A 12,932-nucleotide genomic window follows, 5' to 3' on the forward strand; every position below is an offset into this window, starting at 1 on the left:
GGGTCTCCGGGCCGCCCCGCGCGGCTGCCGGGCCCCCGTGGCACGGGGGCCGGGCGGTGTATCCGGACCGGCTCCGGGAGGGGGCCGGCGCAGTCAGGGGTGGGACATGGCGTTCTGGGACGGTTTGTGGCGCGGCAGAGCAGCGCAGTTCGACTCGGGCAGCGCCTCGACCAACTCCATCCAGCTGACCAGGCGGCGCCCGCAGGTCTCGCTCTCCAAGCAGAGCGCCGCCACCGGCAACCTCCGCGTCAACCTCTCCTGGCGGATGCGGACCTCCGACATCGAGGGCCGGTCGCGGCAGAGCGGCCGACTGCTGCGCAATCCGTCGATGCTCTTCCGTCCCGAAGTGGTCCAGGCGCACACCCAGGGCGTCGTCAACGTCGACCTCGACCTCGGCTGCCTGTACGAGATGACGGACGGCGGCAAGGGCGTGGTGCAGCCGCTCGGCGGCCTCTTCGGCAGCCTGAACGAGCCGCCGTACGTCCGCCTCAGCGGTGACGACCGGTTCGGCGCACCCTCCGGGGAGACGCTGTTCGTCAACCTGGACCACCGGGAGTCGATCAGGCGCCTGCTGTTCTTCGTCTACATCTACGACAGCACGCCCGCGTTCGACCGCACGCACGCCAAGGTGACGCTCTATCCCAGCAACGGACCGCGGGTGGAGATCGAACTGGACGAGCGCGCCCCGCAGGCCCGCTCGTGCGCCGTGTTCATGGTCGAGAACGTCAAGGGCGAGCTGGTCGTGCGCCGCGAGGTGAAGTTCGTGTACGGCTTCCAGGCCGAGCTGGACCGGCTGTACGGCTGGGGCCTGCAGTGGGGTCGCGGATACAAGACCAAGACCTGACGCTCCCCTGCCCGCCCCACAGGCGCGGTCCCGTCCGAGTGCGGGCCGCCGACGGGCGAACGGCGCTGGGCGGGGCAGGGCGAGCGGCGCTGGGCGGGCGCAGGACGAGCGGCCCGGGGCGGGCGCACGCCGCTGACGGACGAACGTCCCGCGGCGGGCACGGATCAGTGCCGGAGAGACGTTCCCGCCGGGCCGGCTACTCCCGGATGAACTGCGGCCCCATCGGAGGCAGCCGGAAGTCCGGATCCGCCGCGGGCCCCGCCGCGGCGGCGGGCTGCGGATAGCCGTACGCGGGCTGTGCGGCGGGCGACGCCGGTTGGGGATAGCCGTACGCGGGCTGTGTCGCGGGGGAGGCCGGTTGGGGATAGCCGTACGCCGGCTGTGTCGCGGGGGAGGCCGGCTGCGGGTAACCGTACGACGGCTCGGCCTGCGGCTGCGCCTCCGCCCGGGACGGGGCCTGGTTCTGCGCCGCCGACTCGGGAGCGGAAGCGGCGGCGGACGGCTCGCTGTCGTCCACCGAGATACCGAAGGCCGTGGCCAGGCCGATCAGCCCGGTCGGATAGCCCTGCCCCACCGCGCGGAACTTCCACCCGTCGCCGCGCCGGTAGAGCTCGCCGCAGATGACCGCGGTCTCCTCGCCCGTCTCCGCCCGGACGTCGAACACGGCCAGCGGCTCGCCGCCCGGCACCGCCGCGTCGTACAGCATGATCCGCAGGTCCTGCACCCCGGAGAACGTGCCCCCGTCGGACGACGCCGCGAGCACCACCTGGTCCACGGAGGCGTCGAGCGAGCCGACGTCCGCCTGGACCGTGTCGGTGAGCCCCTCGGCGGTGCGCTTCTTGGGCAGCAGCCGCACGAACCCGGAAGGGTGCCGGGGCTGGTTGTAGAAGACGAAGTCCTCGTCGGCGCGCACACGGCCGTCGGCGCCCAGCAGCAGGGCGGAGGCGTCCACGTCGGGGACGCCGGCACCGGGGGTCCAGCGCAGCACCGCCCGGACCGAGGTCGCGCCGAGCGGAACGTTGGAACCCTTCAGCATCGCGTGCGTCATGCCCGTCATCCTGCCCTCCCGCGCCCCGTGCGGACAACGCGGGGCCGACTCCCGTGCACCGTACGCGTTCGCACGGCCGGGTCGGGCCCGCCGCTCACCGGCTCAGGCCCGCTCAGGCCCTGGGGCGGGTACCACCTGCTGCACCCGTGGCACCGCACGACCGCACGACCGTACGCGTTCGCACGGCCGGGTGGGGCCCCCGCTCACCGGCTCAGGCCCCGCTCACCGGCTCAGGCCCGCTCAGGCCCCGCTCGCCGGCTCGGGCCCGCTCAGGGCCCTGGGGTACCACCTGCTGCACCCGTGGCACCCACGGACGACGAGGGAACGGCCGGGGCATGCCCCGCGGCGGCGGAGGGCAGTCTGAGTCGGGGACCGAAGTGCACGAGTCACCTCGAGTTCATACGGCCGGGGAACTCGCGACACCTGTCCCTACGTACTATTACCGGCCACCCAAACCACAGGGCCGCACAGGCAGTACGGGGGAATCAGATGCGTCATTTCGGGCATATCACGGCCACTGCCCGGAAGGAACTGTTCCATCAGGAGCCGGCGGAATTCGACGCCGGCTCCCCCGCGCGCATGCTCTCCATGGCGCTCGGCGCCACGCTCTACAGTCCCGCGACCCGGCCGCGACTCGCGGACGACGTGCTCAAGCAGGCCGCGCGCGGAGTGGTCTCCATGGTCCTCTGCCTGGAGGATTCCATCGACGACGCCGACGTCCCCGCCGCCGAGGAGAACCTCGTCCGCCAGTTCGCCGACCTCGACGCGCGCGGGGTCGAGCCCCCACTGCTGTTCGTCCGGGTACGCGAGCCCGGCCAGATCGAGAACCTCGCCCGCCGTCTCGGCGGGGCGAGCCGACTCCTGACCGGATTTGTACTTCCCAAATTCACCGAGGAGCGAGGCGGCCCCTTCCTGGAGGCGGCCACCGCCGCCGAATTCGTGATCGGCCGCGCGCTCTATGTGATGCCGGTGCTCGAATCGCCCGAGCTCCTCCACCTGGAGACCCGGTACGAGACCCTGACCGGCATCGCCCGCTCCGTCCGGCACCACCGGGACCGGATCCTCGCCCTCCGTCTCGGCGTCACCGACTTCTGCTCCGCCTACGGGCTGCGCCGCTCGCCCGACATGACGGCCTACGACGTCAAGATCGTCGCCGACGTCATCGCGGACGTCGTCAACGTCCTGGGCCGCTCCGACGGCACCGGCTTCACCATCACCGGACCGGTCTGGGAGTACTTCCGCCTCCAGGAGCGCATGTTCAAGCCGCAGCTGCGCCGCAGCCCCTTCATGGAGCTGCGGGCCGAGAAGCTGCGCACGGCACTGATCGAGCACGACCTCGACGGACTGCTCCGCGAGATCGAGCTGGACCGCGCCAACGGGCTCCTCGGCAAGACCTGCATCCACCCCTCCCATGTGCTGCCCGTCCACGCTCTGTCGGTGGTCAGCCACGAAGAGTTCAGCGACGCGCAGGACATCCTCCGCCCCGAACGGGGAGGGGGCGGAGTGATGCGTTCGGCCTACACGAACAAGATGAACGAGGTGAAGCCGCACCGCGCCTGGGCGGAGCGCACGCTCCAGCGCGCCGAGGCCTTCGGCGTCGCCCGGGAGGACGTCGGCTTCGTGGAGCTGCTGACCGCGGGTCTGGCAGGCTGATGAAGGAGGAAGACGAAGCAGTGGAGTGGTCGGGAAGCTGGGTCTCCCAGCGACTGGGCGTGGAGCTCGTCGGCGACGACGGGCTGAAGGAGCTGCTCGGCCTCGCGCTGCGGCGCAACCCCAAGCGCGCGCATCTGCTGGTGTCGCACGTGCTCGGCAAGCACGTGCCGCAGAAGCCGTCCGTCGTGTACGGCCACGGGTACGAGCTAGGAGTCCGCGTCCGCGAACTGCTGGGCCGCGAGGAGGCCGCGCGGGCCGTCGTCCTCGGGTACGCGGAGACGGCGACGGGCCTCGGCCACTCGGTCGCCGACGGCCTGGCCCTCGCCCCGTACCTCCACTCCACCCGCCGTCCCGTCGACGGCGTCGGCCCGGCCGGCGGCTTCGAGGAGTCCCACTCCCACGCCACCTCGCACCTGCTGTTGCCCGAGGACCCGAAGCTGCTGGCCGGCGACGGGCCGCTGGTCCTCGTGGACGACGAGTTCTCCACCGGCAACACCGTCCTGAACACCATCCGCGACCTCCACGCCCGCCACCCGCGCGGCCGGTACGTGATCGTCGCCCTCGTCGACATGCGCTCGGCCCGGGACCTGGGCCGGCTGGACGCCTTCGCGAAGGAGATCGACGCCCGCATCGACCTGGTGGCGCACGCCGGCGGCACGGTCCGCCTGCCCGACGGCGTCCTCGAGAAGGGCCAGGCCCTGGTCGCGGCCCACGAGACCGCGACCACGGCTCCCGCACCCGGCGGCAGCGGCGGTGCGCCCGGCGGGCCCGGCGGCAGTACGGACGCCGCGGCACCCGCCGTGGCGACGTACCGCTCCCCTGCGGCACCGGAGGCACCGGAAGGCACCGACCGAACCGACGGTGTGGACGGCACGCGGGGCGCGGACCGCGTGGACGGCGCCGACGGCCGGGGCGGCCCGGACCGCGCGGACGGTGCCGAGCGCGCGACCGGCCCCACCGCGCACAGGCGGCCCGGGCCGCCCGGGCCGTACGCCCCGCACGTCGTACGCGTCGACCTGGACTGGCCCTCGGGAGTCCCCGACGGCGGCCGGCACGGCTTCACACCCGCGCACCGCGTCGAGCTGGAGGCCGCCCTGCCCGCCATGGCACAACGCGTCGCCGAAGCCCTGGGCGACGGCCGCCCGCCGGAGACCGTCGGAGCCCCGAAACGCACGGCCGGGGCCGTCGCACCGCCGCGGACGGACGGCGCCCCGCGGGTCCTCGTCCTCGGCTTCGAGGAGCTGATGTACGCGCCGCTGCGGCTCGCGCTCGAACTGGAGCGGACCGGCGCCGCACGCGAGGTGCGCTACTCGACGACCACGCGGTCCCCCGTGCTCGCCGTCGACGACCCCGGCTACGCCATACGGAACCGGCTGGTATTCCCCGCCCACGACGAACCGGCCGACGGCCCGGGCGAGCGATACGCCTACAACGTCGCCGGCGGAGGCTTCGACGCGGTCGTCGCCGTCGTGGACTCGGCCGCCGACACGGCCGCCCTGCACGCCCCGGACGGACTGCTCGCACAACTCGCCGCGCACATACCGCACGTCGTGCTCACCGTCGTCCCCAGCTACGTACCCGCTCCCGAGAGGGACCCCATGCCGCCCGAGCCGCTCCGCGGACCCGAGTTCTCCTCCTACGCGCCCGACGAGGTCGGCTGGCTGCTCCAGGACCTCTCGGACGTCGAACTCGAGGCGCCCACCGAGGAGCGCGAGGAGGCGATACAGAGCGGTGGCGCGCACTACGCCGAGTCGCTGCCCGTCGAGTACCAGCCCAGCGACGCGTACCAGGCGCTGTTCCACGCCGCCCTGGAGACCTCCGCCGCCCGGATCGCCCGCGCCGTCGGCGCCGTCACCGACACCGTCCTCGCCGAGCACCCGCAGCGCCAGCGGCCCGGCACGCACCCCCGCGAGAGCCGCCCCGTCCTGGTCTCGCTGGCCCGCGCCGGCACACCCGTCGGAGTGCTGATGCGCCGCTGGGCCCGGCACCGCCACGGCCTCGACCTGCCCCACTACGCCGTCTCGATCGTCCGCGGCCGCGGCATCGACGCCAACGCGCTGCGCTGGCTCGCCGCCCACCACCACCCGGCCGACGTGGTGTTCGTCGACGGCTGGACCGGCAAGGGCGCCATCACACGCGAACTGGCCGCCGCACTCGGCGAGTTCGACGGCTTCGTCCCCGAGATCGCGGTGCTCGCCGACCCCGGCGGCTGCGTCCGCACCTACGGCACCCGCGAGGACTTCCTCATCCCCTCCGCCTGCCTCAACTCCACGGTGTCCGGGCTGGTCTCGCGCACAGTCCTGCGCACCGACCTGGTCGGGCCGCACGACTTCCACGGTGCGAAGTACTACCGCGAACTGGCCGCCGCCGATGTGTCCGGCCACTTCCTCGACACCGTCGAGGCGCGATTCGACGAGGTGGCCGATGCCGTCGACACCGACGTGAAGGAACTGCTCTCCGTAGACCGCACCCCGACCTGGGCCGGCTGGGCGGCGGTGGAGCGGATCAGCGAGGAGTACGGCATCCACGACGTCAACCTCGTCAAGCCCGGCGTCGGCGAGACCACCCGCGTCCTGCTCCGCCGCGTCCCCTGGAAGATCCTCGCCAAGCGCGGCGCGGGCGCCGACCTGGACCACGTACGCCTGCTCGCCGAACAGCGCGGCGTCCCCGTCGAGGAGACCGACGACCTGCCCTACAGCTGCGTCGGCCTCGTCCACCCCCGGTTCACACGCGGCGCCACCGGCGCCGACGGAAAGGCGGTGGCGGCGCAGTGACCTCCCTGATCACCAGTGACCTCGACCGCACGCTCATCTACTCGGCGGCCGCCCTGCAGCTGACCGTCCCCGACGCCAGGGCGCCCCGGCTGCTGTGCGTCGAGGTGTACGAGAGCAAGCCGCTGTCGTACATGACGGAGGCCGCCGCCGCGCTGCTCACCGAACTCGCGCACAACGCCGTCTTCGTACCGACGACGACCCGCACCCGCGAGCAGTACGCCAGGATCCGGCTCCCCGGCCCCGACCCCCGGTACGCGATCTGCGCCAACGGCGGCCATCTGCTGGTCGACGGCGAGTCCGACCGCGACTGGCAGCGCGTGGTCGCCGGCAGGCTCGCCGACGAGTGCGCCCCGCTCACAGAGATCCGCTCCCATCTGCTCGCGGCCGCGGACCCGGCCTGGCTGCTGAAGGAGCGGGTCGCCGAGGACCTCTTCGCCTACCTGGTCGTGGAGCGTTCGCTGCTCCCGGACGGCTGGACCCGGGAACTCTCCGCCTGGGCGGAGACGAAGGGCTGGACGGTCTCCCTGCAGGGCCGCAAGATCTACGCCGTGCCGAAGCCGCTCACCAAGAGCGCGGCCGTCCGCGAACTGGCGCGGCGCACCGGAGCCGAGCGCGTCCTCGCGGCCGGCGACTCCCTCCTCGACGCAGATCTGCTGCTGGCAGCGGACCACGCCTGGCGCCCGGGCCACGGTGAACTCGCGGACACCGACTGGGCGCCGCGGCACGTCACGGCGCTCGCCGAGCGAGGGGTCGAGGCGGGCGAGGTGATCCTGCGCCGGTTCACCGCGACGGTCACGGACGCGGCGGGGTACGCGGCCCGAGCCGCCACGGGGGACGTGGTGGGGGACGTGGTCGGGAGGGCGCGCACGGTTCCGGGCGCGAAGGCCGAGGGCGCTGGGGCTGCGGAGGGCGGGAGGGACGACGGAGGCGCGGGGGCGGCCGGAGGCGCGTCCGCGGAGGCCGCGGTGACGGCACGGACGACGGTACCTGCACCCGGCGGGGCGGAGTCACCGGCCGCGCTGTAGGCGGGAGCGGGGAGACGGGCGGTCTGGGGACCGGGGGCCGGGGCCGCCCGCCGGGATCGACGCCCGGGGTCGGACGGACGCCCGTGGTCGGACGGTCGGACGGGGTCGGACGGGGTCGGACGGTCGTGCGGTGTCGGGTGGTCGTGCGGGCGGGCTCGGACGGGCGCTCGACCGGGGCTCAGCGCCCGACCCGGGCTCCACGTCTGCACCGGTCACGCGCGTCGGGTCCCCTTCCCCGGCCGCGGCAGCCGTACGGACACGAACAGCACCACCGAACCCAGCGCGCCCACCAGCACCACCTTCGCGTAGACATCGACGAATCCCGTCACCTGGGTCCAGCCGTCGCCGAGCGCGTACCCCGCGAGGACGAAAGCGAGTTCCACAGGGCGCTGCCCAGCGCCGTCAGCGCCAGGAACACGGGCAGCGGCATGCGCTCGATGCCCGCAGGCACCGAGATCAGACTGCGGAAGACCGGGAGCATCCGGCCGAAGAGCACGGCCTTCGTGCCGTGCCGGGCGAACCACACCTCGCTGCGTTCGCGTCCGACACCTTCACCAGGGGCAGACGGGCCGCGATCGCCACCGTACGGTCCCGGCCGAGCAACGCCCCGACACCGTAGAGCGCGAGCGCGCCCACGACGGAACCGAGCGTCGTCCACAGCAGCGCGCCGAACAGGTCCATCCGGCCCGTCGCCGCGGCGAAGCCCGCCAACGGCAGGATCACCTCGCTGGGCATTGGCGGGAAGAGGTTCTCCAAGGCCACGGCGATGCCCGCACCGGGCACGCCGAGAGTGTCCATGAGGCTGTTGATCCAGCCCGGTGCTCCGCTGTCGGCCATCGGGTCCGCGGCGGCGCGCACGGGTACGTCATCAGCCGCAGCAGCCACCGCCGCAGCAACCACCGCCACCGCCACCGCCACCGGCGGGTGCGGGGGCCGGCCCCGTGCTCGTCCCGCCCACGGCGACCGCCGACAGCAGTTTCACGGTGTCGGCGTGCCCCGCGGGGCAGGACGCGGGAGCGGAGGACTCGGCCATGGGCCGACTCAGCTCGAAGGTGTCGTCGCAAGTGCGGCAGCGGTACTCGTATCGGGGCATGGGGACAGGTTAGCCCGGTCGTCAGCCCTGGCGACCGGCCTCCGGGAGCTCGCGCGCCCGCATCCGCTCGACACGCGCCTGCTCCTCCGTCGCCGCTTCGTCGGGGTGGCGGGCCTTCCAGTACGGGTTGTCGTGGGGGAGCGTGCTGCCTACCCGGCCGTACATTCCGAACCACATCAGCATGATCCCCACGACGAAGCTGAAGAGGACGTTCTGGATGCGGAAGTTGAGGAAGTTCGCACCGGTGTCCAGCAGGCCGAGGTTCACGAAGCCGCTGAGGATGAAGAGGATGCCCAGCACCATGTTCAGCGTGGAGGCGAAGTTCCCGCCGATGACCATGCCGACGAACAGCAGCAGCCCGACGCAGATGGACAGCACGCTCAGCGCGCCGTTGGTGTTGAGACCGGCGACGGTGTCGTTTCCCGTGTCGAAGAAGCCCAGGTTGTGCGTCAGCCCGAGGATCCCGAAGGCCAGCAGGATCAGGCCCATGAGCCCGGCGCCGTAGCGGTAGACCTGGTTGAGCCTGTGGTCCACGGGCAGATGTTCGTCCAGGGCGACGTGCAGGCCGCTGGGGTTCTGCGTGGCCTGCGGCGAGTGCGTGGATGCCATTGCGGCCTCCTTTGGCCGTGCGTACCTCTCATACAGGATCCGCCCGCTCCGGCACACGGACAAACGGGCGGCACGGGTGAGTGGGGCGCGGCGCTCCGGCCGTATGGACCGCCGTCCTCGGAACAGTGCGTCCACCGAAGGCGGCGGTCGGCCGAGCCCGGGTGCAGCCCGTGGACGGACGCCCCGACGGCGAGGCCCTTCCGGCGGCCACAACCGCGTGGTCGCGGCCGCTGAACGGCGGCGGGCGGACGCCCCCGAGCAAAGACGGCGGGCGACGGATGCCGGGACCGCGGGTGACGGGGCGGGGCGGACGGACAGCGGCGAGCGGACCACTGCCGGCCGGGTCAGGCCGCCGGTCCGCGCTCGCCGCGGATCTGGTCCACGACGCGGGCCACGCTCTGCCGTACTGCTTCCAGTTCGGCCAGGAAGTGCCAGTAGTCGGGGTGGCGCCCCTCGAGACCGGCGATCGCGCGATCGAGCCGGGCCACGGAGTCGTCCAGCGGGTGAGCGTGTCGCGGATCGGGTGTGTTGCGTCCGGCCATGGCGAGGCGCTGGGCGTCGCGGATGGCGAACCGGGTGCGCTGGATCTCCTGCTCCGGGTCCTTGGCGACGGCGTCGAGTCGCCGCAGCCGGTCACCGGCGGCCGAGACGGCCTCGTCGGTGCTGTTCAGCAGGGCCCGGACCGTGCCGAGCAGGGCCGTGGCATCGGGCCAGCGCTGCTCGTCGCGCGCCTTGGCCGCCTCCTTGAGCTTCTCCTCGGCCCGGCGTACGTTCTCGTTCGCCTCCGCGGGCACGGGTTGCAGGTCCTGCCAGCAGGCGGCGCTGAAGCGGCGGCGCAACTCGCTGAGGACGGGCTCGACACCCTCGGCGCGCGTGGTCAGGGCCTGAGCGCGGGTGCGGAGTGAGACCAGGCGCTTGTCGATCTCGGCCGCACGCTCCGGAAGCTGCTCGGCCTCGGCCCGAATCGCCTCGGCCTCCCTGACGACCCGGTCCGCGCGCTGCAGCGTCTCGGGCACGCCGTGGCGGCCGGCGCCCTCGTTGAGCCTGGTCAGCTCAGGGGCGAGGGCGGCGAGCCGGGCGGCGAGGTCGTCCGCGCGCATGCCCGAGGCGCGTACCGTGTCGAGGGCGTTGCTCGCGGCGAGCAGCGCCTGCCGGGCCCGCTCCACAGCGGGGGCGAGCCGGGCCAGCTGGGTCTCCGCCTTCTCGAGCAGCGGCCCGAGGCCGTGAGCGAACCGGTCCAGCTCACTCTTGACCCGGACCAGCTCGTCCTTGGCCCTGGTCAGCTCCGTGTGCGCGCGCACCGCCACCGACGGGTCCAGATCGTCCCGGTCGAGGTCGTGGGCGTCGACCGCGGTGATGTACGCGTGGCTGACCTCGTCGATCCGCCGCCCGAGCGCGGCGAACTCCTCGACCGCGTGCCGGGCACCGGGAGAGCTGTCCACAGCCGTGATCGTCTCGATGGAGATCCGCACGTCTCGTTGGGTGGTGTCCAGTTCGTAGAAAGCCGCGGCGGCAGCGTCCTTCGCGGCCTGGGCGTCCGCCCGCTGGCTCTCGCCACGGCCTCCGAACCAACGCCGTGTCCCGCCTCCCGCGAATGCGAAGGGCAGCGAGGCGACCACCAACGGCAAGGGCAACAACACCAGGGCGGCCGCATCCCGCACGACACCCGCTCTTGCCTTCGCTCCTGCGTGCGGCCGTGCGTGTGTCGCCGTCACATCCCTCTCCCGTGCCGTGTCCGCCGTGCCGGTCCATTCTCCCACTGGGTAAGGACGAACACACGGGCCTGTCAGTTCACGCTTCACGTGACGATCCCGCAGGCACCTGAGCGGCGGCGGAACGACGCGGCCGGGAAGCCGCGCCCGGTGTGACGCCGTGCCCGCGAAGCCCCGCGCACCCGTGTGTCTGGCACGCTGGTGGAGCCCGGAGCACCTCCTCGCCGCGTACCGCGTGGAGTACGTGCCGACGTGGCCGCGTGCCGTGCGGGGCGCCGACGGCGGCACGACCCGCACGAACGAACCGCGGCGACTCCCGTCCACGCCCGCCCGAGAGCCGCCCTGACGGCAGGCAGCAGGCCCACCCCGCGGCTGCCTCCCGACCGGGCCTCGGGCCCCCGCCCACCACCGAGGATCCCCTTGTGATCTGGTTTGCGGCACCCACCCCGGGTCCATGTAGGCTGTTGCCTCATTCTCGGGTGCGTAGCTCAGGGGTAGAGCGCTGCTCTTACAAAGCAGATGTCGGCGGTTCGAAACCGTCCGCGCCCACCAGCCAGAACGCCCCCGCAGCGAGCCGCCGCGGGGGCGTTGACGGTAGGAATTGACGGCAGTCCCTCAGTCTGACCGGCGGCGACGTCGCAAGAGCCGGTCCATGTGACCCATCGCCTCGCGCCGGTTGTCGTCCGATACATGGGTGTAGATGTTCATGGTGACGGCGATCTGCGAGTGCCCCAGGATCTCCATCACCACGCGCGCCGGCACCCCGGCGGCGAACAGCAGGGTGGCGCAGCCGTGCCGGGCGTCGTGCAGCCGGATGCGGGGGAGCCCCGCGTCGTCCGATACGCGCTCGAACGACCGGCTGAGATTCCTCGGCTCCACCGGCCGTCCCGTGCGAGTCGTGAACACGTAGTCGCCACCGTGCCAGCTCTCACCGGCGGCGGCTCGCTGTCCGGCCTGTCGCAGCCGCTGCCAGCGCAGGGGAGCCACGCACATCAGCGGGATGGGGATCGCTCGTGTCCTGCGGTTCTTCGTCGTGTCCTCGTACAGCTCCTTCTGCACGCGCTGGAGCTGGTTCCGCACCGTGAGTGTGCGGTGCTCCAGGTCGATGTCCGACCAGCGCAACCCCAGAATCTCGCCGCGGCGCAACCCGAGCGTCACGGCAAGAACGAAGGCTGTGTACAGCGGATCCTTCCTCGCGGCCTCCAGGAAGGTGGTCGTCTGCTCCAGGCTCCACGGTTTGAGTTCCCTCGGCTGCACTCGGGGTGCGGGGACGAGCTTGACCACGTTCCTGCTGATCAGTTCCTCTCGGCACGCGGCCGTCAGCGCGCTGCGGAGCACTCGATGGGACTCCTTGGCCGTCGCCGCAGATGCCTGAACGGTGACGGCCGCGAGCATGCGGCGCACGTCCGCGGCTCCGAGGTTCTCCAGCCGCTTGGAGCCGATCTGGGGGATCAGGTAACGCCGGACGTGCGTCTCGTACTTGGCGTACGTCGTCTTCTTGCGGTCGCCCCTGACGAACTCCTCCAGCCAGTAGGGCAACCACTCGGAGAGCTTGGCCGAGCGCGTCGGGGTGGGGACGCCCTGTCGGTCCCTGAGCACCAGCTCCTGGCGCTTGGCGTCGCATTCCTCCCAGGTCGCGCCGTAGACGGTCTTGCGCTTGCGGGTTCCGTCCGGCTGCGGGACGTAGACCCGTGCTTCGTACCGCCCGTCCTTGCGCTGCCAGATACTGCCGGCGCCGTTCGGGTTTCGCTTGCGCGCCATCAGGCGGCCTCCTCAAGACGGTTCTTCATGTACGTGGCCACCGCGTCTGCGGGGACGCGGCGCAGTCGCCCTTCGGTGAAGCTGGGCAGCCGCTTGGACCGGATCAGGTCGTAGACCTTGAAACGGCTCATCCGGAGCGCGCTCATGACCTCGGGCACGGTCAGGGCCTGGTGACTTGTGGGCAGGGGGGAGTTCATGGGGTGACTCCTCAGGGGTGGCCTGCGAACGGAGTTGGGACTGCTCGGGAGCCCGCGCCTGTCCGAGGTGCGGATTTCTGCGTCACCGCGTCATCCGCGTCACGCCACGCGTCTGGCCTGCGAACTCTCGTGACGCAGCGAGCCGTGGCGTGCGTCATGGGTGACGCAGGGCTTGCGTCACTCATGACGCAGATGACGCAGGATGACGCAGCGGCT

General features: G+C 72.4%; 9 protein-coding genes, 1 tRNA gene and 2 pseudogenes. 5 read left to right on the plus strand and 7 right to left on the minus strand.

Translation table 11 applies throughout. The features are described from left to right. Window positions 1-106 precede the first annotated feature (106 nt). Complete coding sequence (locus tag FEF34_RS27185; protein WP_138055498.1) at window positions 107-844, plus strand: TerD family protein; 738 nt, start codon at window positions 107-109, stop codon at window positions 842-844. A gap of 196 nt (window positions 845-1,040) precedes the next feature. Here the strand turns inward: FEF34_RS27185 and FEF34_RS27190 are convergent, their stop codons facing one another. Further along, complete coding sequence (locus FEF34_RS27190; protein WP_138055499.1) at window positions 1,041-1,892, minus strand: TerD family protein; 852 nt, start codon at window positions 1,890-1,892, stop codon at window positions 1,041-1,043. A gap of 489 nt (window positions 1,893-2,381) precedes the next feature. On the opposite strand from FEF34_RS27190, the gene FEF34_RS27195 reads away from it, so the two are divergent. From FEF34_RS27195 to FEF34_RS27205, 3 genes and pseudogenes are all read left to right on the plus strand, one after another. After that, complete coding sequence (locus FEF34_RS27195) at window positions 2,382-3,545, plus strand: HpcH/HpaI aldolase/citrate lyase family protein (protein ID WP_138055500.1); 1,164 nt, start codon at window positions 2,382-2,384, stop codon at window positions 3,543-3,545. After that, on the plus strand, window positions 3,545-6,319 hold the full coding sequence (locus FEF34_RS27200) for a phosphoribosyltransferase domain-containing protein (RefSeq protein ID WP_138055501.1): 2,775 nt from the start codon (window positions 3,545-3,547) through the stop codon (window positions 6,317-6,319). Before FEF34_RS27195 ends, FEF34_RS27200 begins: the two co-directional genes overlap by 1 nt. Next, window positions 6,316-7,107 (plus strand): annotated as a pseudogene (locus FEF34_RS27205) (HAD family hydrolase); the annotation flags it as partial. The gene FEF34_RS27200 and the pseudogene FEF34_RS27205, both read left to right, overlap by 4 nt. Window positions 7,108-7,562: 455 nt before the next feature. Here the strand turns inward: FEF34_RS27205 and FEF34_RS27210 are convergent. The 4 genes and pseudogenes from FEF34_RS27210 to FEF34_RS27225 form a co-directional block, all read right to left on the minus strand. Further along, a pseudogene (locus tag FEF34_RS27210) lies at window positions 7,563-8,181 on the minus strand (DedA family protein); the annotation flags it as partial. Between the two features lie 31 nt (window positions 8,182-8,212). Beyond that, window positions 8,213-8,437, minus strand: a complete 225-nt coding sequence (locus FEF34_RS27215; RefSeq protein WP_138055502.1) for an FmdB family zinc ribbon protein — start codon at window positions 8,435-8,437, stop codon at window positions 8,213-8,215. Window positions 8,438-8,458: 21 nt separating this feature from the next. Further along, entirely contained in the window at window positions 8,459-9,046 is a 588-nt protein-coding gene (locus tag FEF34_RS27220) for a DUF4383 domain-containing protein (RefSeq protein WP_138055503.1), read from the minus strand. 344 nt (window positions 9,047-9,390) lie between these two features. Further along, window positions 9,391-10,761, minus strand: a complete 1,371-nt coding sequence (locus FEF34_RS27225) for a hypothetical protein (protein ID WP_138055504.1) — start codon at window positions 10,759-10,761, stop codon at window positions 9,391-9,393. 474 nt (window positions 10,762-11,235) lie between these two features. On the opposite strand from FEF34_RS27225, the gene FEF34_RS27230 reads away from it, so the two are divergent. Further along, window positions 11,236-11,310: transfer RNA gene (locus FEF34_RS27230), tRNA-Val, on the plus strand. 63 nt (window positions 11,311-11,373) lie between these two features. Here FEF34_RS27230 and FEF34_RS27235 read toward each other — a convergent pair. Together FEF34_RS27235 and FEF34_RS27240 are read right to left on the minus strand one after the other, a co-directional pair. Beyond that, window positions 11,374-12,519 carry a tyrosine-type recombinase/integrase gene (locus FEF34_RS27235; protein ID WP_138055505.1) on the minus strand — a complete coding sequence of 382 codons (1,146 nt, stop codon included), beginning with the start codon at window positions 12,517-12,519 and terminating at the stop codon, window positions 11,374-11,376. Continuing rightward, on the minus strand, window positions 12,519-12,716 hold the full coding sequence (locus tag FEF34_RS27240) for a helix-turn-helix domain-containing protein (RefSeq protein WP_033271141.1): 198 nt from the start codon (window positions 12,714-12,716) through the stop codon (window positions 12,519-12,521). The genes FEF34_RS27235 and FEF34_RS27240 overlap by 1 nt, the downstream gene beginning before the upstream one ends. Window positions 12,717-12,932: the final 216 nt, after the last annotated feature.

Source organism: Streptomyces marianii, from assembly GCF_005795905.1.
Taxonomy (GTDB): domain Bacteria; phylum Actinomycetota; class Actinomycetes; order Streptomycetales; family Streptomycetaceae; genus Streptomyces; species Streptomyces marianii.